General features: G+C 68.7%; 17 protein-coding genes and 3 pseudogenes. 8 read left to right on the forward strand and 12 right to left on the reverse strand.

The window, feature by feature from the left end; genetic code table 11:
- Window positions 1-31: 31 nt before the first annotated feature.
- The 4 genes and pseudogenes from ACFXPL_RS15010 to ACFXPL_RS15025 form a co-directional block, all read right to left on the reverse strand.
- Entirely contained in the window at window positions 32-451 is a 420-nt protein-coding gene (locus ACFXPL_RS15010; protein WP_384918430.1) for a RacP protein, read from the reverse strand.
- Between the two features lie 2 nt (window positions 452-453).
- A pseudogene (locus ACFXPL_RS15015) lies at window positions 454-1,454 on the reverse strand (DUF6192 family protein).
- Window positions 1,455-2,130: 676 nt separating this feature from the next.
- On the reverse strand, window positions 2,131-2,577 hold the full coding sequence (locus ACFXPL_RS15020) for a transposase (RefSeq protein ID WP_384918168.1): 447 nt from the start codon (window positions 2,575-2,577) through the stop codon (window positions 2,131-2,133).
- A gap of 273 nt (window positions 2,578-2,850) precedes the next feature.
- Window positions 2,851-4,140 carry a DUF4157 domain-containing protein gene (locus tag ACFXPL_RS15025; RefSeq protein WP_384918171.1) on the reverse strand — a complete coding sequence of 430 codons (1,290 nt, stop codon included), beginning with the start codon at window positions 4,138-4,140 and terminating at the stop codon, window positions 2,851-2,853.
- 857 nt (window positions 4,141-4,997) lie between these two features.
- On the opposite strand from ACFXPL_RS15025, the gene ACFXPL_RS15030 reads away from it, so the two are divergent.
- The gene (locus ACFXPL_RS15030) at window positions 4,998-5,531 is read left to right on the forward strand and encodes a hypothetical protein (RefSeq protein ID WP_384918174.1); all 534 of its coding nucleotides are present in this window, start codon (window positions 4,998-5,000) and stop codon (window positions 5,529-5,531) included.
- A gap of 29 nt (window positions 5,532-5,560) precedes the next feature.
- Here the strand turns inward: ACFXPL_RS15030 and ACFXPL_RS15035 are convergent, their stop codons facing one another.
- Entirely contained in the window at window positions 5,561-6,946 is a 1,386-nt protein-coding gene (locus ACFXPL_RS15035; RefSeq protein WP_384918177.1) for a DUF6056 family protein, read from the reverse strand.
- 1,665 nt (window positions 6,947-8,611) lie between these two features.
- On the opposite strand from ACFXPL_RS15035, the gene ACFXPL_RS15040 reads away from it, so the two are divergent.
- Window positions 8,612-10,021 (forward strand): MFS transporter, encoded by a 1,410-nt coding sequence (locus ACFXPL_RS15040; protein WP_384918180.1) that lies wholly within the window; start codon window positions 8,612-8,614, stop codon window positions 10,019-10,021.
- Between the two features lie 91 nt (window positions 10,022-10,112).
- Here ACFXPL_RS15040 and ACFXPL_RS15045 read toward each other — a convergent pair whose 3' ends face one another.
- The 3 genes from ACFXPL_RS15045 to ACFXPL_RS15055 all read right to left on the reverse strand — a co-directional run bounded on the left by ACFXPL_RS15045 (window position 10,113) and on the right by ACFXPL_RS15055 (window position 14,706).
- Window positions 10,113-12,044 (reverse strand): helix-turn-helix domain-containing protein, encoded by a 1,932-nt coding sequence (locus tag ACFXPL_RS15045; protein WP_384918183.1) that lies wholly within the window; start codon window positions 12,042-12,044, stop codon window positions 10,113-10,115.
- A gap of 137 nt (window positions 12,045-12,181) precedes the next feature.
- Window positions 12,182-13,078, reverse strand: coding sequence for a 3-hydroxybutyrate dehydrogenase (locus ACFXPL_RS15050; protein ID WP_384918185.1), 897 nt, complete (start codon window positions 13,076-13,078; stop codon window positions 12,182-12,184).
- 182 nt (window positions 13,079-13,260) lie between these two features.
- Complete coding sequence (locus ACFXPL_RS15055; protein WP_384918188.1) at window positions 13,261-14,706, reverse strand: WGR domain-containing protein; 1,446 nt, start codon at window positions 14,704-14,706, stop codon at window positions 13,261-13,263.
- A gap of 257 nt (window positions 14,707-14,963) precedes the next feature.
- Between ACFXPL_RS15055 and ACFXPL_RS15060 the strand changes: the two are divergent.
- The 3 genes and pseudogenes from ACFXPL_RS15060 to ACFXPL_RS15070 all read left to right on the forward strand — a co-directional run.
- Window positions 14,964-15,812 (forward strand): annotated as a pseudogene (locus tag ACFXPL_RS15060) (family 16 glycosylhydrolase); the annotation flags it as partial.
- A 126-nt stretch (window positions 15,813-15,938) separates the two neighbouring features.
- Window positions 15,939-16,123: pseudogene (locus ACFXPL_RS15065) on the forward strand (aldo/keto reductase); the annotation flags it as partial.
- Between the two features lie 158 nt (window positions 16,124-16,281).
- The gene (locus ACFXPL_RS15070) at window positions 16,282-16,773 is read left to right on the forward strand and encodes a DUF6461 domain-containing protein (RefSeq protein ID WP_384918191.1); all 492 of its coding nucleotides are present in this window, start codon (window positions 16,282-16,284) and stop codon (window positions 16,771-16,773) included.
- A gap of 208 nt (window positions 16,774-16,981) precedes the next feature.
- Here ACFXPL_RS15070 and ACFXPL_RS15075 read toward each other — a convergent pair whose 3' ends face one another.
- Window positions 16,982-17,833: a phosphotransferase enzyme family protein gene (locus tag ACFXPL_RS15075; protein ID WP_384918194.1), complete on the reverse strand. Its 852-nt coding sequence runs from the start codon at window positions 17,831-17,833 to the stop codon at window positions 16,982-16,984.
- A gap of 297 nt (window positions 17,834-18,130) precedes the next feature.
- Here ACFXPL_RS15075 and ACFXPL_RS15080 point away from each other — a divergent pair, with 297 nt between their 5' ends.
- Window positions 18,131-19,423, forward strand: a complete 1,293-nt coding sequence (locus ACFXPL_RS15080) for an MFS transporter (protein ID WP_384918197.1) — start codon at window positions 18,131-18,133, stop codon at window positions 19,421-19,423.
- Between the two features lie 144 nt (window positions 19,424-19,567).
- On the opposite strand, the gene ACFXPL_RS15085 is transcribed toward ACFXPL_RS15080, so the two are convergent.
- The 3 genes from ACFXPL_RS15085 to ACFXPL_RS15095 form a co-directional block, all read right to left on the reverse strand.
- Window positions 19,568-20,041, reverse strand: coding sequence for a nuclear transport factor 2 family protein (locus tag ACFXPL_RS15085; protein ID WP_384918433.1), 474 nt, complete (start codon window positions 20,039-20,041; stop codon window positions 19,568-19,570).
- Window positions 20,042-20,119: 78 nt separating this feature from the next.
- On the reverse strand, window positions 20,120-20,500 hold the full coding sequence (locus ACFXPL_RS15090; RefSeq protein ID WP_384918200.1) for a VOC family protein: 381 nt from the start codon (window positions 20,498-20,500) through the stop codon (window positions 20,120-20,122).
- 377 nt (window positions 20,501-20,877) lie between these two features.
- Complete coding sequence (locus tag ACFXPL_RS15095; protein ID WP_384918203.1) at window positions 20,878-21,603, reverse strand: TetR/AcrR family transcriptional regulator; 726 nt, start codon at window positions 21,601-21,603, stop codon at window positions 20,878-20,880.
- A gap of 144 nt (window positions 21,604-21,747) precedes the next feature.
- Here ACFXPL_RS15095 and ACFXPL_RS15100 point away from each other — a divergent pair, with 144 nt between their 5' ends.
- Window positions 21,748-22,818, forward strand: a complete 1,071-nt coding sequence (locus ACFXPL_RS15100; RefSeq protein WP_384918206.1) for a medium chain dehydrogenase/reductase family protein — start codon at window positions 21,748-21,750, stop codon at window positions 22,816-22,818.
- Window positions 22,819-23,014: 196 nt separating this feature from the next.
- The gene (locus ACFXPL_RS15105; RefSeq protein WP_384918209.1) at window positions 23,015-23,344 is read left to right on the forward strand and encodes an antibiotic biosynthesis monooxygenase family protein; all 330 of its coding nucleotides are present in this window, start codon (window positions 23,015-23,017) and stop codon (window positions 23,342-23,344) included.
- The last annotated feature ends 247 nt before the right edge of the window (window positions 23,345-23,591 follow it).

The following is a 23,591-nucleotide window of genomic DNA, read 5'->3' on the forward strand; positions in this document are numbered from 1 at the left end:
GCGAAGCCGGTCGGACCCCGCGAAGAGACGGTCAGGCACTGGCGATGAGGTCGAGGGTGGATCCGATGGAGTTGAGCTGGACGACGATGTGCCGTACCCATTTGTCGTTCGGGTGAGCGGCGGCGTGCTGGGCGACCGTGCCGGTGATGAACCGGCGGAACCCGGTCAGTCTCTCCCTGACCACAGCCCGTTCGTATGCCTCCAGCGCCGCCCGTTCGGCGCCGAGCTGGTAGCCGTCCTGCCTGGTCCAGATCAGCGGGGGCCAGCCCTTGGAGGCGGCTTCGTCCCGCAGGGCCGCGAGCCCTGATCTGACCTGGCTGGCCGACAGTCCGCTGGCCCGCACGAGCTGGTGGAACAGCAGGCCGGCGGGCCTGGCCTCGAACAGCACGAACCGGATGGTGTCCGAGTGCCGCCGGGCGGCGTCTCCCCGTCGCCGTGAGGCGCGGGGCATCGTCATTCGCCTTTCAGCATGCGGGCGAGCTCGTCGTCCATGTCGACCTTCCCGGTTTCGACCGCCGTTTCGATCCAGTCGAGCGTCGCCCTCACCTTCGCGATGTTCTGCTGCACGATCGTGCGTTCGTGATCGTCCAGCGCACGTTCCCGCAGGCCCGGGACCGTGCGGCCGGCCGAGGCGACGAAGGTATGGCAGGCGGTGACCAGGTCCAGGAACTCCACCGTCCGGTCGATTTTCTTCACCGCCGGCGCGACGGGGCTGGTGTCCTCGAAGTGGTCGCGGGCTTGCCGGGACCGCTCGACCTGGGCATGGTTGACCTGGAAGCGAGCATGGTCGTCGCTCATCGCCTTGAACGCGACGTCCGGCCTGCGCAACAGGTTCGTGGCCGCCGCGGTGGCCACCTGCTCGTCACGGGTGAACTCCTCCACCACCCGGGCCTTGTCCACCTGGGTCACCTTGGCCGTCACCTCGGGCCGCATCAGGAAGTCGCTGGTCACCGCTGCGGCGACCTGGTCGTCCTGAGCGAGCGTGTGGATCGCGATGATCTTCTCCTTCGGCGTCACCGGCGTCTCGACCCGGTTGCTGACCCGCCGGCGGGCGTCGTCCGGCGTCCACCGGGCACGGCCCAGAGGCGGAGTGAGGATCGCGGAGAACCGTTCCTGTTCGTCCTCGATGTAGGCGAGGATCCGGTGAACGGTGTAGGAGACGCCTTTCCGGCGGCGGTCGGCCGGCCAGCGCGAGGACGTCCACCGCGCCGACTTCACCGTGCTGAACTTCAGGCCGATGTCCTCGGCCAGCCGCGTGAGCGTCGCGGTCACCGACCACTCCGGATCCACCGCGTTGTTGCCTCCCGGCTCCCGCATCGGCTCGATCTCCAGGGCGCGGTCCCCGATCGTGAACTGCCGCGCGTCTGCTGTTCCACCACGTCCCGCAGCTCCGACACGATCTGCTCGTAACGGGACTGGCTGACGTTTCCGACGTTCTCGACTTCCTCCGGCATGGTGTGTCACCACCTGTGCGGGGCGAGGCACGGAGCTGAAGCCCGTGACGTGGACACGATCCGCTCATCACCGAGAGTCAGACCGATAATCCACCGATCGCAATGAATGACCGTAAGTGACCGATTCCTGAAAGAAGTTGGGCCGCGGATGCGTTCGCGATGCGGTCACTGTGACTGTTCGCCGAACGTTTCCTTCGGGCGCCGCCAGGCCCTCACCACACACCGGCGCGAGCAGTACACGGCGTTCGAGCGCCGGTCGACGCCCGCGACCCAGCGGGCGCCGCACTCGGGACACTCGACCTCGCCGACCCCGGTCCGAACAGCCGCCAGGCGCTTGCACAACCGGCGTTCCGTACGCCACTGCCTGGCACGACACGCCGAAGAACAGAACACCGCGTCGGGCCGGGCCCCCGGCCTCAGCCGTTCGCCACAAGCCCGACAGCCCCTGTCCCCGGCCTGCCCGGTGCCCTTGGACACCACGCCAGCGTAGGACCCAAGGCTACCGAGAACCGGGCATCAGAAACAGCCCATGACACCAACAACGATTGCCGTGACCACCCGTCACGGCAAACACCGTTGCAGTATTAGACCGTGTCCTATGTGGTGATCGCTCGCTGAGCTGTGCATGGGGCGGGATACGTGGAGTTGGATTGTTCCGGACGGACTGGGCGACGCCTCACGCGTCGTCGCTCTTCTCGCCCTGGGTCTGATCGCCCGTCTTGTTCCTCGGTGGTGCCCCCTTTTCCGCAGCGGCCTTCTCCACCGCGTCCAGGGTCCCGGGCTCCATGATCATCCCCGCGGCATCATGATGGGCCCGGACCGTGGTCGAGTCCACGCTGACCAGCGACAAGTCCACCAGGCCCCGCTTCGCCGCCTCGGCGATCGCACCCTGGAACACCGCAGTGAACACCCCGGCATCCCGCCACTGCCGAAACCGGCCGTAAACGGTGGACCAGCGCCCGAACCATTCGAGCAAGTCCCACCATTTCGCCACGTTCCGGAACCGCCACACGACGCCCTCGAAGTGCGCCCGCAGGTTCTCCGGATACGGCCCGTACTCACCGACCGGCAGAAACGGGGAAATGAACTCCCACTCGGCCTCCGAAAGTTGAGGTCGAGACACCCCACCGTTCTACCCCAAGGACCCCACCCCAAGCCGGAGCCCCACGAGATCACAACTCCACACAGGCCCTAGTGTCCTGAGTCGGAGATTCGTCGGCAGGGCGTGTTGGCTCACCGAGGCGATGGAGTGCGCAGCCCGCCTGCCACACGTGACCACAGCACCGCGGGCGGATCCAGCACCTGCTGCTCGGGTGTTCCCGCGTAAGGCCGGGGCTGGGCTTACGCGGGAACATCGTTGGAACGAGGGAGGATTCCGGCGATGCGGAACGGCAGCCTAATTCGGAGCCGCGTTGCTGAATTTGTCCATGGAGAAGGCTCCACCGGTCATCGTTGCGACCTGCGGCGCATCTTGAGCAGTGGGCATGTAATGACCGCTGTCATTTGTCCACTGCTCCAGCTCGCCGTTTTTGAACGTGGCAGTGCCCGCCCAGTACACGTGACCGTCTCCGCCACTGGCCTTCTTGGCTTTGGCCAGCGCCGAATGCCCTTCTTCTTGTTCGCCGCCGACCTGTGAAGCCATGATCTTGTTCGGCTTGTGCGCGGGGATGACGAAGTTGAACTTTCCGTTGGCTACTTGCGACGCTCCGTAGGACTTCTTCCCCAGGTGAGGTTCGACGGAGAACAGCATGCTCGAAAGGTCGAAAGAAAGCCTGAAACGGCCTCCGTTCCGCTGTTGCACAGGCCGGTCGTTCCCGAATACGACCGTCCCTTGCATCGGCATAGGATGATCCGCTTCGAGTTGTTTTTCCAGAATCTCCGCTTTATCCGTCATGTTTTTGTCGCGCATCATTTTAGCGGTTCTGCTCAACACCGATTGACTTCGGGCTGTTTCCATGTCCTCCTGGGTCATTCGCCTGACGCGCTGGATCGACGGGGCGGCGGAAAGGCCGTGCGATCCGGCCTTGGCGCGCTGGACGGGCCCGGTGCCGGGGGCGGTGGACTGCGAGTGGTGGCCGCAGGAGTCGCCGTGCTGATGCCGCTCGTTGCCATCGTGTGAGGCCGTGGCGATGCGCTGGACTGGCGCAGGCCCGTCCATGACCTCATCTGCTTTGGCGACCGCTCGACGTTCGCCCGAATCGTCCGGATCCGAGATACGTAGACCCGCTCCGTTGTCGACGCCGGGGACAGAGCCTTCTTCCTGGTCCTGGGCGTGCGCCAGCTCGTGCGCCCAGTCCTTCTTGCTCATTCCCCCTCCGTCAACGATGTGGTGACCAGTGGTGAATGCCTTTGCCTGGACGGTCACCGCCGCGTTCCGGGCCGCGGATCCGTCGTGCACCTTGATGTGGCTGAAATCGGCACCGTTGTAACGGGCCTGCATTTCATTGCGTAAGCCCGTTTCCAGGGGCTTCGCAGGCGACCGAAGGGCCTCGTCCACGGCAGCGCGCTGCACCTGGGCCGGATCGACCGCTTCCTCAAGGGCGGCTGCCCCGCGACCTCCGTTCGCCACACGCTGCAGGTGCTGCAGCCAGGGACCCGTCAGGCCCCCCACGCTCTGAGCACCGGGCCTGGAGCCCGGCGAAGTGCGGCCCTTGGTGTTCCCACGTTCACGTTCAGATGAATACATACCGTTTCCTATCTAGACAGCAGGAGTCCCACTGTGTGTTCCTACATCATGGGGCGGCGGGAAATAATGACTTCCGGGGCAGCCTCGGCGCACGTTCGGGCATACCGGAGCAGTCGCCTCGGATTTATCGCCGTTCAGGCGTCATTGTCTAAGTTCGCGAGGTATGCATATTAATCGCCGCTGTTGCTCTCGCCAGATACCGGTGGTTTCAGCAGTCGCGCAACGGATCCGTTACCCGCTGTGCTCTGCAAATACGCCAGCCGTGCCAGCACGGCGGGGTCAGGGGCAGACTGCGCGATACCCGGTCTCGCGGCTGACGGGGTACGATGAGGAGATTCCTGTAACTCCCCGGGTAATTCGTCAGCCCCACCGCGGTGCCTGCTGATCGGCGGAGCGTTCCCGGCCGAACCCGCCTTGTCCGCCGACCGGCCGACGAGCCTTTCCCCTGCCTCAATCCAGACCGCCATCTCGCTTTCACCCGCGCAGGCACGCACGAAGGCGGCCAACAGTTCCCGGGGCGGAAGCGCGCTGCCGCCAAGTGCGTCGGCCATCAAGCTCTGTGGGTTTACATCACCCGGCCGGGCCGCACGTTTCTCCAACTGCCGAAACATCAAAGCCGAGCGGCTCTTGAGTTTTCCCAGCAAGGCGACGAACTCGGCCGAATTCTCTGCATGAAGCGGGGATAATTCCCCTGGACTGGTCATGCCAACATCCTGCCGGGAAGCCCCTCCCGGTGAAATCGGATTCCGGCCCTTGTCCGGCGGCACCCAGCCAGGCCGTACCTCCGAGCGAGCGACGCGTGGCCGCGAAGAACAACAGCCTCGAAGCCCGCGCCCCTCGCCGGCGGTTCCACCTCCGTGAAGCGGGACGCGCCCGAGCCCTCCGGGTTCGGTACCCTACTGGCCTGGCTGATGGCCGACCGGGCCTGGGAGCTCCCGGCCGCCGGCGGCCGCGTCCTGGACCCCTGGCCCGACATCGCCGCAACCGTCGCCCCGCGCCTTCCCACGCACGTGACGGCCGTCGCGTTCCACCCCGAGACCGGACAGCTGGACCTGCACACCCCACCCGCCTACGCCACCCCGACGGCTCTTCCCTCCGATGGAGTTCACGACGAGGAAATGAGCGCGGCCATCCTGGCGCTCTACCTCTCGGCCTGGCCCAACTTCCACGCCGACCGGGGCAAGGACTTCGACCGTCCCGCCGCCGCCCCGGGACTGATACTGGCACCGACCGGCGACCCCATGGCGCAGCCCGCGCAGGACCGGGACGTAGCCGCCCGGCTCGGGGCCCAGCTGACGGAACTGGACGGCCTCACCCACTACTGGATGCTCCAGGACCCCGAACGGGGCGCCGACGTGCTGCGCCGCTTCTGGGCGTCACTCCCCGACTGAGGACCGCGGCACTTCTGGGCCTTTCGTTGTCAGGGTCGCCCGGCGGCCCGGGTGACGTGTTCCAGCCCGTAGTAGGCGGCGACGCAGACGGCCGGCCAGGTGACGCGTTCGTCGGCGCCGAACGGTTCGGTCATCTTGCTGAGGGGCATGCGTTTGTAGGGAAGGACCCGGGCGCCTGCCGCGGCCCCGCCGCGCAGACGGCTGTCCTGGTGGTCCCATTTCCCGGCCCGTACGGCCATGTTGGTTTCGAGGGTTGTGAGCGACACCGCGAGCGAGAGGCAGACGAGGGCGTACACCGCCGCCCCGGCGGCGACGGACGGCCCGGTCCGTCGTACGCGGTGTCGCCACGCGCGGGCGACGAGTGCGCCCGCGAAGACGAGGAACAGGATGTAGAACAGCAGGTAGTCGTTCCACAGACGTGTCGATGTCGCGACGGCGGGCCCGAAAACGGGATAAGTGATGAACGTGCACAGGTAGCCGGAGACAAGGAGCGCCCCGGCTCCGGCCGTGACGCACAAGGCCTGGTTCTTCACCGGGACGAGGCTGCCTCGGGGGGCCCGGGCCAGCAGGCCCAGGAGGACGCCGGCGGCGACGGCGCCCAGGTACTGCCACGTCGTGAGACATGTGATGACGATATGGGCGAAGCCGCGCAGGGAGGCGAGGAGCGATTCGGGGGCGAGGGCCGAGACGGAGTGGTGACGTTCACGGCGACGCTCCGCGCCCGGAGATGTGAAGAGGATCAGGCTTCCGATCACGGTGCCCGTGATCCCGGCCGCGCAGCAGAACCGCAGGAAGCGACGTCGCGCTCCGGGGAAGACACGGCCGCTGACCAGCAGCGCGCCGCCCAGTACGACCACCGCGACGACGCTGGTCTCCTCCGAGAGCGTGCCCAGGACCAGCCCCGTGACGAAGACCGCGAGCGGAGCGAGCAGCCTGCTCCGCCGTGACGTGGCACGCAGTACGGGGATGGCCGCGGCACAGGCGAGCACGGGGGGCAGTGTGTGCGAGACCGAGGCGGCCGGCCAGTAGAACGTCTTGTAGGTGTTGGGGGACCCGAGCAGGAACAGGACCGTCACTATGGACGCCACCAGGAACGGGACTCCCCGCGGGACTCGCATCCCCGTCCTGGGCAGCACCGTGGCGATGAACGCACAGAGGAGCGCGAGGACCAGCACGCCGCTGAACAGCCCGAACCACTGCTGACCGGCGACGCCGAACCGCGCGTAGGACCAGACGAGCACGGCGTTCGCGATACGCCCGTTGTCCACGAAGTAGAACTTCTCCACGATCGCGGACAACCCGCCGTCACCGACAAGTGGCAGGAAGCACCAGTCGTCGCCGCCGGGACGGACCAGACGCCCGAACCACGCCGCCGCCGCGAGAAGGGCGACCGGCGGAAGCGAGAGCAGTCCCATCCAGAACGGTGGCCACCCCCCTCTCGTCCTCGTGGTCCGAACGCGTCCGGTGCGTCGCGGCTGAACGGACTTCTCCGGCACGCGCTCCATGATTGGTCTCCCGCCACGTCGGAATCACGAGGTGCCACCGCCCGGCGGCGCGAACGGGCTGCTGAAGTCGGCGAAGGGAAGAGCTTCCTCGACGCAGGAATACAGCTTGCGGCTCTCGAACGGCCGGAGTCGCGATCCCCGGGCCGGTCCGGGAAATTGCCCCGGCGGCTTCACTCATTCGGTGCCGAGGTCCTGCGTCTCGGACCGCACGTGCGGTTGCCCTTCTTGCCGCGATCGACCGGATTCCGCCCGCACCGACGCGGCATCGACGATCACGGACGACCAGCCCCAGCTCACCGTGTGAACACCGCCCGCTCGCCCACCGAAGCCGTACCACCACCGTGCGGACGGGACGTGAACCTCGGCAACAACGGAGCCGCCGGCTCAGAGGCGAACGCCGCCGCCTGCGTGCGGCCCCGCAGCCCCAGCTGGGATGCGGCCGACGTGCGTCTTCAGCGTCTGTTCCTCGACCGCCAGGCGGGGCCTTGACCCCACACCCTTAGGCCAATTCTCGGGGCAGCGAGCCTGAGGCAGCTCAGCTGGGCGAACGCCCTTCTCAGCTCCCAAGCGGTTCACCATGGCCCTTTCCGCCAGCCCTAACGCGGCGCGTGACCGTCCGTCTCTCACCTGCGAAAACAACCCCGGTTACGCCAAGCGGAGCTCTGCCGACGAATGGCGAAAAGCGGCGGAAGCGCACCCACAGCCATAGTGCGCCGACGCCGCCCCTTCGAACCGTGGTTCTGCGACCGTGACCCAGGAGCGTCACAGGGTCGGGAGGCACTGGTAGGCACTGATGATCAACCCGCCGCCGCGACGCCTCGGCCAACCGAGCCCCCACGGGACGAATTCTCAACGCGGTGTCGTCGCGGTCCTGCGAGGACAGCGCCACGGTTGTAGGGCCGGGCCGAAGAAACCGCCGCTGTCCTCCACCAGCGCCGGATCCAGTCTTGGTGCAGCCCGATCAGGACAGTCTTCTGCGGCCCGTCGTCGCCTCTCGAACCAGTGCCGAGGCCGTCATCGTCGTACAAGCGCAACATGCGGGCAGGGCTCATCACCACGAACCTTCGAACCAAGATCCGGACCATACCCGGACCAGCCGTCCGCAGCTTGTGGCGATCGGAGCTGTTTTCGCTGGTCAAACTGCATCTGAGCCGTGTACCACCAGCAGACGAAGAATCTGCTGGGACGAACGCGCACCACGCGCAGGCGCAACACCTCGTTCGTGCCGCAGAGCTGAGTGGCAAGGCCGGGTCGGCCTCGCGGTCCGGTCGCCACCACGCAACGGCCCTGAGTCGATCAGCCCCAAGATGTCCTACTTCAACGGAGCGTAGTCAGCACCAAGTCAGCACGGGAGTCGGCACCGCACCGCCAAATCAGCCCGAACTGCGCGTCCCGGACAGCACTCGTTTCGACCGCCTACGAGCCCCTGAACCGCCCTTCCGTGAGCCGTCATGGTGGCTGCACGCATAGCTAACCCTCGAACTATGTTGCCCCACCATATGTGCGCCTGACCTGCGTGTTTCTACCGTGTGCCGACACGTACCCGTCCCCAGCGCACGCGAGGAAGTGGCGCACATGGCCTCTGCAGCAACCGCTCCACCGACGCCCAACAACCTCAAGCGCATCGTCGCCGCGTCCCTCATCGGCACCACCATCGAGTGGTACGACTTCTTCCTGTACGGATCCGCGGCGGCTCTGGTGTTCAACAAGCTGTTCTTCCCCGACTCCAATCCGCTCGTCGGAACGCTGCTGTCTTTTCTCACCTATGCCGTGGGCTTCGCCGCGCGGCCGCTCGGGGCGTTGGTGTTCGGTCACTACGGGGACCGGATCGGGCGTAAGAAGCTGCTGGTTCTCAGTCTGTTGATGATGGGTGGGGCGACGTTCACCATCGGGTTGCTGCCCACTCACACCACCATCGGTACGGCCGCTCCCGTGCTGTTGACCGTGCTGCGGCTGATCCAGGGGTTCGCACTCGGTGGTGAGTGGGGCGGGGCCGTGCTGCTGGTGTCGGAACACGGGGACGCCAAGCGGCGTGGTTTCTGGGCCTCGTGGCCGCAGACCGGTGCTCCGGCGGGACAACTGCTCGCCACCGGGGTGCTCTCGGCTCTGACCGCGCTGCTTTCGGACGATCAGTTCGTCTCGTGGGGATGGCGCATACCGTTCCTGCTCTCCGGTGTTCTGGTGATCGTCGGCCTGTGGATCCGGCTTTCCGTCGATGAATCCCCGGTCTTCAAAGCCGCGTTGGCCCAGGCGGCCGAGCGCAAGGCCGCAGCCGGCGGGGCCGAGGCCGAGGCCGAGAAGATGCCGCTGGTCGCCGTTCTGCGGCACCACTGGCGGGACGTACTGGTGGCCATGGGCGCGCGCATGGCGGAGAACATCAGCTACTACGTGATCACCGCGTTCATCCTGGTGTACGCGACGAACTCGACGGGGCTCAGCAAACAGACCGCTCTCAACGCCGTACTCATCGCCTCCGCCGTCCACTTCGCGGTCATCCCCGCGTGGGGTGCGCTGTCGGACCGTATCGGCCGCAGGCCCGTGTACGTGATCGGCGCGGTCGGGGTCGGGGCCTGGATGTTCCCGTTCTTCGCGCTGATCGACAGTGCGGGCTTCGGCAATCTGGTCCTTGCCGTCACGGTCGGCCTGGTCCTGCACGGTGCGATGTACGCGCCGCAGGCGGCCTTCTTCTCGGAGATGTTCGCGACCCGGATGCGCTACTCGGGTGCGTCGATCGGCGCGCAGTTCTCCTCGGTCGCGGCAGGTGCCCCGGCGCCGCTCATCGCGACGGCGCTGCTCGCCGAGTACGACAGCTCGACGCCGATCGCCCTGTACGTCATCGCCGCCGCGCTGATCACGGTCGTGGCCATCGCGTGTGCGCGGGAGACCCGGCACCGCGATCTGACGGACGTCGACGCGGATCCCGCGATGTCGGGGGTGCCCGCACCGCGACAGGTCGACGCCGACTCCCGTACCCCCAGCGCCTGACGCGTCCTACCGCCGGTGGACTATGGACGGTGGACGGTGAACTGCGTGTTCACCGCCCGCCGTTCGGCGTTTGCCGTTTGCTGTTTGCCGTTCAGCGGACGACGGCTTCGGACATGGCGTGCAGCCGCAGGGCCAGTTGAATCTCCAGGGCTCGGGCCGGTGACTGCCAGTCCGTGCCGAGCAGCCGGGCGACGCGTTCCAGTCGCTGGGCGACCGTGTTGACGTGGACGTGCAGTTCGTCCTTCGTACGGGCCGGGCTCATCCCGGACGCGAAGTAGGCCCGCATGGTGCGGACCAGACCGGTGCCGCGACGCAGGTCGTAGGCGATGACCTCACCGATGGTGCGGTCCACGAAACCCTCGATGTCCCGGGCGTCGGCGAGCAGCAGCCCGAGGAAACCGAGGTCCTGGGCGGCGGCGCCGTCGCCCGAGCGGCCGAGCAGCCGGAGCGCGTCGAGGCAGCGCCGGGCCTCCGCGTATGCCTCGGCAATCGCGCCCGGAAGCGCGGCGGGTGACTCAACAGTCGCGGAGGCACCTACGGTGACGGGCTCGCGCAGGGCCCCGCCGAGCTGCTTGGCCGTACGGCGGGCGAGGTCGGCGGCGGTGTCGTCGGGGGCGAGCGGCAGGAGCAGAACGGTGCCTCCGTCGCGCGTGGCGGCCAGTCCCTGTCCGGTGGCGGCGAGATGGGACGCGGCGGACCACAGCCTGCGTCGGTCGGCCGTCTCCCGTTCGTCCGCTCCGGGCGAGCCGTGGGCGGGGCCGTCGATCCGGGCGGCCAGCACCACATGCGGCGCGTCGAGGTCCGCGTGGAGCCGGACGGCCCGCTCGCGCAGCAGGCGGGGGTCGCGGTCGGGGGCGTCGAGGAGGTCGTCCAACAACTCGCCCCGCACCCGTTGCTCAGCCTCTCCCACGGAGCGACGGGCCAGCAACAGCAGGGAGGTGACCATGGCGGCCCGCTCCAGGGTGCGCCGGTCGACGGAGTCGAGACCGGGATGGCCACGCAGGACGAGCGCGCCGAGCAGTTCGCCGCCGGCCCAGACCGCGGCTCCCCAGACCCCGCCGTGGCGCGTGGCACGGCCTTCGGTGCCGGTCAGGTCCAGCGCGGTCACGGATGGGGAATCCGGTCCTGCGAACTCCACCGTGCCGTCCAGCACTTCGGAGAGCGCGCTCGCCACGTCATGGACACCACCTCCGCCCAGGACCAGTTCGGTGAGCCGGTCGTGCACGTCCGAGGCGCGCTCGATGGCCGCGCTGTGTTCCTTGATGATCTCGTTGGCCTTCTCCAGCTCCGCGAGGGCCGAGCGGGTCTCACCGAGCAGGTTCGCGGTGTCGATGGCGACCGCCGCGTGGGCGGCGAACGAGCCCAGCAGTGAGATCTGCTCACGCGAGAAGACCCGGGCGTGGCGGTCCGCGGCGAAGAGCACCCCGATGACCTGACTGCCGAGCATCAGCGGTACGCCGAGGATGGCGACCAGCCCTTCGTCGCGTACGCCGGAGTCGATGGCCCTGGTGTGCTGGAAACGCGGGTCGTCGAAGTAGCTGTCGGTGACGTAGGGCCGCGCGGTCTGGGCGACGAGCCCGCCGAGCCCCTCCCCCATCCCGAGCCGCAGCTGCTGGAAGCGGGCCGCCACCGACCCCTCGGTGACTCTCATGTACGTGTCACCCGCGGCCGGGTCGTTCAGGCACAGATAGGCGACCTCGGTGCCGAGCAGGGAGCGCGCGCGCTGCACGATCGCCCGGAGCACGGCGTCGAGATCACGCAGTCCCGCGAGGTCGTGCGCGGTTTCGAAGAGGGCCGACAGCTCGGCCTCCCGGCGCCGTCGTTCCACCAGCTCGGCCCGCACCCTCAGGGCGAGCCGCTTGGCGTGCTCCAGTGCGGCCAGCACCTCCGGGCCCCCGCCGTCCGCGCGGGCCAGCAGCGCGGGCCGGTCGTACGCCTCCGCCGCCGCGCCGCGCGCGAGGAGTTCCAGGTAGGAGACCTGATCGTGGTGGGGAACGTGGGAGTCGGGCTGGGGCTGAGACATGGACACAGCATTACCTGTCGTTCTGTCAGCCGCGTCGGCCTGTGGACAACGGAGGCGATGGGGACAACTCGGCTCCGGCAAGGCGGCGAGCGGGCGTGCCGGACGTCGCCGGCCCGGCAGGATCCGCCGGGCCGGACCTAATGCGCGGTCCAGCCCCCGTCGAGCGTGAACGACGTGCCCGTGATGAAGGACGCCTGTGGGGTGCAGAGATAGGCGACCGCCTCGGCGACCTCGTCCGGTTCGAGGAGACGCTTCAGGGCGGAGTCCTGGAGCAGGACCTCCGCGACGACTCTCTCCTCAGGGATCTGGTGCGTCTGTGCCTGGTCCGCGATCTGCTTCTCGACCAGTGGCGTACGCACATAGCCGGGGTTGACGCAGTTGGAGGTGACTCCGTGCGAGGCGCCTTCAAGGGCTGCGGTCTTGGAGAGTCCTTCGAGACCGTGTTTGGCGGCCACATATGCCGACTTGTAGGGGGAGGCGCGCAGCCCATGCACGGAGGAGATGTTGACGATCCGGCCCCATCCCTCGGCATACATGTGGGGAAGCGCGCCCCGGATCAGCCGGAAGGGCGCCTCCAGCATGACGGTGAGGACGGTGTGGAACACATCGGGTGGAAAGTCCTCGATCGGGCGGACCAGTTGCAGCCCGGCGTTGTTGACCAGGAGGTCCGCGTCTTCGGCCGCCTTCTCCGCCGCGTCGAGGTCGGTCAGGTCGAGGACCAGCGTGTCGAAGGCCCCCGCCGCCGTCCCGGCGCCTTCGGCTTCCCCGGCCAGGGACGCCAGCCCCTCGCCGTCCCGGTCCACCGCTCTGACCCTGGCCCCGGCCGCCGCGAGCCGCAGCGCGCAGGCGCGGCCGATGCCGCTCGCGGCGCCGGTGACCAGCGCGATACGGCCCTCAAGATCGAGCGCGACGGAAGCGAGCCCGCCGGGAGCGGCGGCGATGCCGGCGGTGGCGGGGCCACGGGCGGCCGGGCTGTCCGCGGTGCGGGAGCCCGGCGTATGCGGGGCAGGGCCTGGTGTGGTGGGCGCGGTCATATTCCGCACCCTAAGCAGCGCTCGGGGCCCCACCGATATGGTCAGCGCCCACACTTCACTATGGGGTGGTGGGTTCGAACCATGTGGGTGCATCGGCGAGCGGCTGCTTGATGCGGGGACGGGCCTGCGGGTGTGGAGGAATTACCCTGGTCCACCCCGCCCGGGCGACCGGCTCGGCTGCCTCACAGCAGCCGTCGGATGTCCCCGCGGACCCGGTAGAAACCGCCCGCCGCCGTGTGGAGGGAGTCCACGACGTAGCGCGCTCCCGGTTCCCGTATCGCGTGCGGAAACTGGACGTTCAGTGCCGGATCGTACCCCTCGGACACCACGTGAACACGGACGCGTCCCGCCTCCCTGACGCACTCCACGACGACCGATCCCGTCGGGGCCTGGGCGACGGTGGCGACCGCACCCACGGCCGTGGCCGGCTCGTAGGTCGGCAGGGCCGCTGCCAGCTTGACGTCCCGCGCCACCGGCACCGTGCCCTGCTGGGCCGCGGCGACAGCCGCCTCGCTCGCGTCCACGCACACCAGCGAGCCGTCGGTGGTCACCAGATACAGCCGCTCGTCCCGGTACTGCATCGACAGCGCGGAACCGCCGCCCGTACCGAGCTTCCACAGACGCGTGCCGTCCTGGTCGAAGCAGTAGACGGACGACGACGAGTCACCCGCGAAGACGAACCGACCGCCGGCAGAGGTGGCGCACGAGTACACCGCGCTGTCGCACTTGTACGTGGCCTCTATCGCGCCGGTCCGCTTCGACAGTCGCTGGACCACCCGGTGCGCCGTACCGGCGTACACGACGTCGTGCTCCTGCCAGCCGAACAGGACACCGCCGCGGGTGGGCGTGTGCCACAGCTCCTGGCCACCGTCCGGCGCGTAGGCGGTCACGCCCTGTTCGTGGCCGTGGTAGACGGCCCGGTTGTCGGCGCGGACCATCCAGGCGTGCTCGCCCTGACTGCGCCGGGACCACTGGTGCTCGTCCTCGTGGTCGATGACGGTGAGCCGGCCGTCACGGTCCGAGACGTCCAGAACGCCCTCGTGGATGTCCAGCCAGAAGATGTCGACGTCCGCCGCGATGTCGTAGGCGGCGAAGGGCAGCTTGGAGGACAGGTCGTACACCTTGCCGTCGTCGCACCCGGCGTAGATCCAGAAGTCGTCGGCGACCAGGCACTTCACGCCGTCCGGCAGATTGAACCGGGCGAGTGTGTTGCCCTCATGGTCCAGGGTGTACACGTCGCCCGCCTGGTTACCGACCCAGCAGTGCTCTGCGTCGACATGGATGCCGAACGCCGAGGAGCCGGTACGGAACCGCCACAGCACGGGGGCCGCGGCGCGCGCGGTGGACGGCGCCGAGATCACCTGGCGTCGGGTCACCGCACGTGCGGCGCGCTGTCCCTGAACCGCCGGGGCGTATCCCTTGCGGATCTTCTCGCCCACCTTCTTCGCTGCGGCGGACCGGGCCTTCTCCGCCGTGGGGAAGGTCGTCGTCTGGGTCTGTCCGCCCGCGCCGATGCGCCCGTAGCGCACCGTCACCACCGCCCCGTCCACGGCAACTTCGTAAAACTTGTGAGCGCCCTCGCCGTCCATCGACAGCTCCAGATACGTCGTGGCGGATCCGGTTGACATGGCAGTTCCCTCCCCAGGACGGACCCGCCGCCTGCCCGGCCGGTCCCACTGATCGAACCGTATGCGCCACCACTGACAACCGCCTCGGAGACCCGGGCGACGGGCCGCGCCGGACGCCACGGGGAGAAGCGAGATGAATGAGTGGTGCGTCCAGGAGAGCCGACGGGGAAACAGAAGGTCTGTACCTGCCTCTTGACGCGGACCACGTTCCCTTCCTAGAAACGGAAGGGACCATTCCCCCCACGGAAGGCCGAGACATGAAATCCTCGACGCTGCTGCGCGGCTGTCTGTTCACCACCCTCTCCGTCGCGCTCGTCGCGACCGCCGCCGTGGCCCCCACCCACGCGGCCCCCCGGCCGGCGGCAGCCGCCGTCACCTTCTCCGACACCTTCGACGGCGCCGCCGGGTCCGGGGTCGACCCGGCCAAGTGGCAGACCGAGACCGGCGACAACGTCAGCAACCACGAGCGGCAGTACTACACACCGGGAACCGACAACGCTCGGCTCGACGGCCAGGGTCACCTGGTGATCGAGGCCCGTCGCGAGAACCCGGCCAACTACCAGTGCTGGTACGGAACATGCGAGTACACCTCGACGCGTCTCAACACCTCGGGCAAGTTCACCGCCACCTACGGGCAGGTCGAGGCCCGGATGAAGCTACCGCGCGGCCAGGGCATCTGGCCCGCCTTCTGGATGCTCGGCCAGGACATCGGGGAGGTCGGCTGGCCCGACTCCGGTGAGATCGACGTCATGGAGAATGTCGGCTTCGAGCCGTCAACGGTCCATGGCACTCTCCACGGCCCCGGCTACTCCGGTTCGGGCGGTATCGGCTCCTCGTACTCGCTGCCCGACGGGCAGGCGTTCGCCGATGACTTCCACACCTTCGCGGTGGACTGGGCGCCGGAGAAGATCACCTGGTCCGTCGACGGCACCGTCTACCAGACCCGTACCCCGGCCGACCTGGGCGGCAACCGGTGGGTCTTCGACAAGCCGTTCTTCCTCATCCTCAACCTCGCGGTCGGCGGCTACTGGCCGGGCGACCCCGACGGATCGACCTCCTTCCCCCAGCAGTTGGTGGTCGACGAGGTGAAGGTGACGACGAGCGACTGACGTGACACTCGTGTGCCGCCGCGTCCGGGATCCGGGGCGGGCGTGGCGGCACACGGTCACAACGGGGAGAGGGTCAGCGAGCGGTACGTTTCCGCGCCCGTGCTCCGGGACGGCCCGCCGGGCCAGGGCGAGGACATCGTGCCGCTGGTCGGGGCCGCGCCCGCGAGCGGCCGGCCGAGGCGCTGCCCGCGATGGAGCTGAACCTCACCGCGGACGACCTCACCGAGGTCGAGGAGGCGGTGCCACCGGGCACGGCGCGCGGCGACCGATACCCGTCCGCGTTCATGCCCGGCCTCTGCGTGGGGAACCGGCCTCGGCTCTCCGGCGGGGCCCCGAGGCCGGAGAGCACGCTCGTACAGGTGCGGCCGGTGCCCTGCCCGGCCGGCCCGGTCCTTGTCCGTGGCGGCGCGGAAGTCACCACAGGCGTTCGGCTGCTGATGTCAGTGGCATCGTCGAAGATTTCGGCATGACGACGACTACGACCGCTGCTGACTATGTGTGGTTCAGGGACAGCTACCCCGAGCTCGGGCAGGCGTACTGCTTCACCTTGGTGCACGGCCTGCCGCCTGCCGAGGTCCTGCGCCGCCTCGGAGGACGTGAGGAAGCGCCTCGGACCGGGGTCGAGGAGGTGGTCGAAGCAGCCTTCGACCACCTGGAGAGGGTCTCGCACTTCGTCAACATCAACGGCGTCGGCTCGTTCCTCTGGGCCGAGGACGGGACGAATCGTCTGACGTTCGAGCCGGGATTCCCCGACAGCCGATGGGGAACGTCCCCGGACGAACTCCTGGAGCCCATGCGTCACCTCGGCTTCCAGTTCTGGGAGGAGACCTCTGACACGGCGGAGAATCTTGCGGCAGAAGCGGCGTTCGCGCCGGCCGAGCATCTGACCGGTGTGCGCGTCACGCCGGAGCTCCTCCAGGAAACGACCTTCACCTGCGGCAGCGCGAAGATCGAGTGACCGGCCCGCCCATCACGCGCTCCTCCGTGTCGTAGGGGCGGCACGTCAGGCGCAGGCCGGGCACCGTCCACCTTGTCGCGACGCGGTCCGCATCGGCAATCGAGCCGTCGGCACGTGCCACTGGATGTCACCCACGACCGGCCAAGGCCAGGGTCACGGTGGATTCCGGCATCAGCAGCCGGCCGGCTACGACCTCGAAGGTCCGCGATCAGCCATGGGTGTCGAAGCCGTCGCGATCGACCGCTGTTCGGATCTGGCTGAGCCACTCTGTGGCCAGTTGTCGTCCGTTCGGGAGTTGGTCTCCTCGATCCCAGCGCCACGTTGTGATCATCGCCAGCACGAGGACCCGGCACTGGCGCAGCAAGTCTTGATCGACACCCGGATAGTGCTCACTGACTTCTTCGGGGGCATGGGCGAGGTCGAATTCGACGGGCCCACGGCAACACGTCTCAAGGTCTATGAACAGCAACCCGTTCTCCGTGGTGAGCACGTTGCCCGGATGCGGCTCGCCGTGCAGCAGTTGCTCGACGCCGCCGCGCTCGCCGATCGTTCCTCTCAGCCTTCGCAACGTGTCGCCGAGCAGTTCCCGGTCCGCGTCGGCGAGCGCCGGAGTGCGGTCGCGGTTCGCCACGAGTTGCTGAGCCTGCTCGACCCGATCCGTGAAATGCGGCGCCGGGACGTCGAGCTCGCGCATGCCCGCATGCAGCCGCTCCAGCGCATTGGCGTAGTCGGCTGGTGAGATCTCTCCGGGGGGCACGGATTCGTAGTAGGTCCATAGCGTGACCACGAAGCCATCATGCTCATGGACGCGTGGCTCCACTCCAGGCTCAAGAGAAGCCACAGGGCAACCGGATTCGCCGAGCCGCTGAGCGAGGTCGACTTCGAACTGTGCGACCTGATGCGCTACAGGTGCCACCCGGGCCAGGACGTCACACGGCAGCAGACGCAGAGTGAGCTTGTTCGAGTCCTGAAGAACCATCACGTCGTTGGCCGTCAGGCCAAGTGATGAGGCGGTCGCCATGGCCGCGGCCACCGCGCGCGGTAGCTCTGACGCCTGCATCGTCGCCTGCCCCCTCTCTCTCCTGAGCGCTGCTACAACTCTCCGAGCAATGAGCCCGCGTACCCTACCAAGTTGTCGATGGAGAGCCTCGGTGGCGCGGCGGGCACGGCGCGACGGAATCGGCCGATCCGCCCGGCCCATGGTGTCGCACGGCGGAGGCGCTGCCGCACGGACCGTTCGGGCCGGCATCGTACTGGACACGGTCCGGTGCTCGCGGGGACCGCGGCCGGCAGGTGATTCGGCCGCTCTCCGGAAACCACTTGATGCATCCGGTACGCGCTGGCAGTGTGGCCCCTCGTGCCCGAGACAGATGCGACCGAAGGCCGGGAGACCGAGCCGTCCGAAAACGCCGGAACGCCGGTATCCGGCACCGGCCTCGCGGCTGAACACCCCTTCCGTTCCCCCGCCTTCCGGTGGTTCTTCGCCGGCCGCTCGATCTCCATGGCCGGCAACGCCATGTCGCCCGTCGCCCTGGCCTTCGGCGTCCTGGAGGTCACCGACAGCGCCACCTGGCTGTCCGCGGTCGCCGCCGCCTCGATGGTCCCCATGATCGCCACGATGATCCTCGGCGGCGGCATCGCCGACCGCTACCGCCGCGACACCGTGCTGCGCCTCACCAGCCTGGGCGCCGGCCTCAGCCAGGCCGCCGTGGCGGTTCTCCTCCTCACCCACCAGAACCCGGCGCTGCTGCTTCCACTGTCCGCCCTCAACGGCACCTTCCAGGGACTGACCACGCCCGCGCTGCGCGGCATCGTCCCGAATCTGGTGGCGGGGCGTGGTTTCCAGAAGGCCAGTTCCCTGCTGGCCTCCGTCAAGAACACCACTCGGATCCTCGGCCCGACCGCCGCCGGCCTGCTGACCGTCTCCGTCGGAGGCGGCTGGGCGATCGCCGCCGACGCCGCGGCCTTCCTCCTGGCGGCTGCGTTCTTCTCCCGGATCTCCCTGCCCAGCCTTGAGCCGCGCGCCGAGGGCGGCCCGACGATGCTCGACGAACTGCGGCAGGGCTGGGACTACTTCAGCTCCAAGCCGTGGATCTGGACGGTCACGCTGGCCTTCGCCGTCTTCAACGCCGCCAATGTGGGCATCTGGCAGATCCTCGGCCCGGTGATCGCGAACGACACCATCGGTGCCGAGGGCTGGGGCCTGGTACTGAGCTCCCGCGGCGTCGGGGCGCTGCTGGCCAGCGTGATCATGGTGAAGCTGACCATGCGGCGACCGATGGTGCCTGCCCTGGCCTCGATGGCCTTGGCCGCCGTCCCGATGATCCTCCTCGGCACCGGTGCGCACATGGTCTGGCTGGCCGTGGCCGCGTTCGTGTCGGGAGTGGTCGGCGAATTCTTCACCGTCGTGTGGGAGACCGTGAATTACACGCATGTCCCGGAACGGCTGCTCTCCCGGGTCGGCGCCTACGACGAATGCTTGTCCTTCTCGTCCATCCCCGTCGGCCAACTGTCCGTGCCGATCCTCGCTGCGGCGTTCGGGACGGCGGCGGTCGCCGTCACCGGCGGCGGGGTGGCGGCGGCGGCGATGCTCATGCCGTTGCTCGTGCCGTCACTACGACGGATGGAAATCAACCGGAGCAGCGACTGAAGGCTTCTCGGGCGGGAGCCCGAGCCTCTGTCGCGGGGCCTCGCGAAGTTGGATCCGTGGGTTCGCGGTGAAGCCGCCGGCCGGCGCGACGGCGGCGGGTGGCGCGACGGCGGCGGGTGGACGTGGCCGGGTTGGGCCCCGCGGTCAGGACCGGTCGGGGTGGCTCAGACGCTCCGTGTCCCCGCCGAAGGGCAGGTGGGTGACTCGGCCGGCGAGGAGCCAGGTGCCCTCGACCTTCCGGAACGTGTCCTCGTAGTGGCCCACGTTCGCGGGATGCCTCGGGGGCACCATGCCGCCGGTATGGCCGTCGACCCGGTAAGTGGCGAAGTATGAGGTGGCAGTGGCCGCCGACGCAGAATCCACCGTGACCAGGATGTTCGTGGACATACGGCGTGACAGCCGGTCCTGGGGTCGCGAACCGAAGTAACTGCGAAGCGCCTCACGCCCCTCCACTCTGCGGTCTCCGTGAGGCCACTCCCACACCCCGTCAGGCGTGAAGAGGTCCGCGACACTGCTCGGGTCTCCCAGGTCAAGGCGGCGTACGAACTCGACGATCAGCCTCTCGCAGGCTCGTTCGACGAAGAGATGTTCCATCGGTTCAAGGGCGTCAGTCGACATCATCGATTACTACCAGCCCTGTACGGGGCGTCGCGACGGCTTTTTGCCGCCGCGGGCCCACATTGCCGACGCGTGCGGTCAGAGTGCGGCAAGGCGGCTCTTGAGCAGACAGAACTCATTGCCTTCGGGATCGGCAAGGACGTGCCAGGACGCCTCCCCCGGCTGACCGATGTCGACGAGTTCCGCCCCGGCGGCCAGCAGGCGTTCGAGCTCGGCGTCCTGATCGCGGTCGGTGGCATTGACGTCGATGTGCAGCCGGAGATTCCCGTTCCTCGGCTCGTCGTTGCGGATGAGGAAGATCGTCGGCTGCGCGCCGCCGAACCCTTCGCGCGGCCCTATCTCGACGCAGCCCTCCGTCTCGCGATCGAGGACCGTGAAGTCCAGAACCTCGCACCAGAACCGCGCGAGCGCCTCGGGGTCGTGGCATTTGAGCACGAGCTCACTGATGCGGCATGCCATTGACGAAACCCACTCTCGGTCGGGGATCTGCCAGGGTGACCGCGCGCGAATCCCGTGGGCTCCCGCAGTGAGAACAATCCGTCGACCGTACCTGGCGAGGCGAGCAGGGGCGACGCGTTTTCGGCCCCCTGCCCGGCCGGGCCGCCAGGCAGGGCCGGGCAAGGGGCGCGACAGGGCAACTGGCTTTGAGGCAAGCCCTGGACGCGGCCGGCTCGTTCGTCGGCGAGGTACTTGAGGGCCCGTGCGTGGCTGTCGTCGACCGCCGACGCCTTCCACCGGCCGCGCTCGCGCGGGTCCTCACCGCTTGGGCAGAACGGGGGTACGGACGCGTCGGACCGCGCCGACGGACACTCACACGGAGACGTCACGGCGTCAGGTCAACCCGTCGGTGATCGAGGGTGGACGGAGTGGTGGATGAGTGTGTCGATCTCCGCCTGGTACAGCAGGCCGGGGTCGATTCCGGTGGAGGCCAGGTGGTGGCCGAGTTCCAGGCTGATCACTCCGTGCAGCCGGGTCCAGCACAGCAGTCCCAGGGCCAGGACCCGCACCGGCAGGTCCGGCATGGCGAGCCGCCCGGACCACGCGAGGACCTGCTCACGTAGCGCGGGATCGAACCCGTCCGGATCGTCGCTGCCGGCCGCGGTGTCCACGAGGGGGAGCAGGGCTTCCAGCAGGGCGGTCATGGTGCGTGAGGCGGCCGGGATCGTGCGCTCGGGGGCGAGGTCCTGGCCCGATCCGCTGGTGGTCTGGAAGATCAGCCGGTAGGGGTTCGGGTGCTCCAGGGCCCAGGTCCGGAAGGCCGTGGCCACCGCGGTGAGCCGGCGCGTCGGCGCCCCGGGGCGCCGGCCGGCGGCTTCGACGGCATCGGCAAGGGAGCCGTAGGCCTCCACGACAAGGTCGGCCAGCAGCGCGTCACGGTTGTCGAAGTACCGGTAGATGGCTGCCGGGGACATGGCCATGGTCCGCGCGATGCCGTTGAGGGAGACCGCCTCCGGGCCCCCGGTGGCGATCTGCTCCATCGCCAGGTCCTTGATCTCCCGCAGCGTCTGTTCGCGCCGCTGCTCGCGCCGGGTTGGCCCGACCGCCCCTGCCGCCACCCGCATCACCCATTCGCTTTGTAATCGCCTTGACATCATAACGAGGCATCCATACTGTGATGGCTATTAACTTTGCTGATGGCATCTACAAGATGCTCGGCGGAACAGCAGAACAAGCGGACCGCTCAGGCGGAACAAGGGACGTGGGCCATGAACAGTCAGATGCAGTCGCGTTCGGAGACCGCGAGCACGGAGACCGCCACCGAGATCGTGCTGCCGGGACTCGTCGAGCCCGACGGCCTGATCACCCGTCGGCGGCCTGTCCCGAACCCCACCGCAGGGCAGGTACTGGTCCGCGTGGAGGCGAGCGGGGTCTCCTTCGCCGAGCAGGGCATGCGACGAGGGCGCTACCCGGGCCAGCCGAAGTTCCCCTTCGTACCCGGCTACGACCTCGTGGGCACGGTCGCCGCCGTGGGGCCGGGCGTCGACGCAGCACTCCTCGGAAAGCGCGTGGCCGCGCTCACCAAGACCGGCGGCTGGACCACCCACGCGGTGCTGTCCGCCGACATGCTGGTCCCCGTACCGGCCGGGGTGGGGCCGGCCGAGGCCGAGACCGTCGTCGTCAACGGGCTGACCGCGTGGGGGATGCTGCACCGCAAGGCCCAGGTCCGCCGCGGCCAGACCGTCCTGGTGCACGGCGCCAACGGCGGCGTCGGCACCGTTCTCGCCCAGCTCGCCCGGCACGCAGGGGTGAGGGTGATCGGCGCCGCCTCACCGCGACACCACGAAGCCCTGCGCGCCCTCGGCGTCGAGCCGGTCGACTACGCCGACCCCGACGCCCTGACCGCCCGGGTGCGGGAACTCGCGCCGGGCGGCGTGGACGCGGTGTTCGACAACATCGGTGGGGCCACCCTGCGCCGCTCCTGGCAGCTCCTGGCGCCCGGCGGGACCCTGGTCAGCTACGCCATCTCCGCCGCGGCGCAGGGCACCGGGGCCCTGGTGCCTCAGTTCCTCTCCCACCTGGCCCGCCTGACCCTGTGGACCGTGCTCCCCAACAAGGGGCGCCGCACCGCCTTCTACGACGTCTGGGGCGGCAAGCGGCTGCGCCCGGCCCGCTTCCGCGCCCGCCTGCACCAGGACATGAGCACGGTCCTCGGCCTGCTCGACGACGGGGTCCTGACCGCCGAGATCGGCGCCCGCTTCCCCCTCACGGAGGTCAGCGAGGCGATGAAGCTGGCCGAGTCGCGCACCGTCCGGGGCAAGGTCGTCCTCATTCCCTGAAGCCGCGCCCTGGCCAGGGGACCTGGCAAGCCACGGACCAGGCCGATCCTGGCCGGCCCTCCGCCAACGCCAACGGCCGACACGAAATCGCGGGGCCTGTCACGTGCCCGGAGCCGGTGCGGATTTCAGACCGCGAAACCGCGGCATGCACGAGCCGCTCCTCGCCTGCCGCCCGCCGTGCGGCAGGATGGGGTCCATGAGCGTAGTCAAGATCAACGTACTGACTGTCCCCTCCGAGCAGCGCGAGACGCTGGAGAAGCGCTTCGCCTCCCGTGCCCATGCCGTCGAGAACTCCGACGGGTTCGAGTGGTTCGAACTCCTGCGACCCGTGGAAGGCACCGACAACTACCTCGTCTACACGCGGTGGCAGGACGAGGAGTCCTTCCAGGCCTGGATGGAAGGCCCCATGAAAGCGGCTCACCAGGGCGGTGGCGCGGACAGCGGTGAACGGCCCAAGCCGGCCGCGAGCGGTTCCACCCTGTGGTCCTTCGAGGTCGTGCAGCAGGCAGCGCCGACAGACTCGTGAACGGGCCGTCACGCAGACAGCTCCGCGCCTGTTCCCGCCTCGCGGTACCCAGCGGATGAAGGGTCAGGCCTGCGGCGGAGCGGTACGCGTCGCAGGCCTGAGCAGAAATCCGTCCTGCGGCCTTTCCTGCGAGGCCGCCCCCCGCCCGACCTCGCAGCCGGCTTCGCTGCACTCGGCGACAAGTTGCTCCTGAGCCGACCGGACCGGCGTGAAGCCGTTCGTGTTGCGAGTGATCGTTTGCTACGTC

Origin of the sequence: Streptomyces sp. NPDC059092 (genome assembly GCF_042756365.1) — a bacterium.
Taxonomy (GTDB): Bacteria; Actinomycetota; Actinomycetes; order Streptomycetales; family Streptomycetaceae; genus Streptomyces.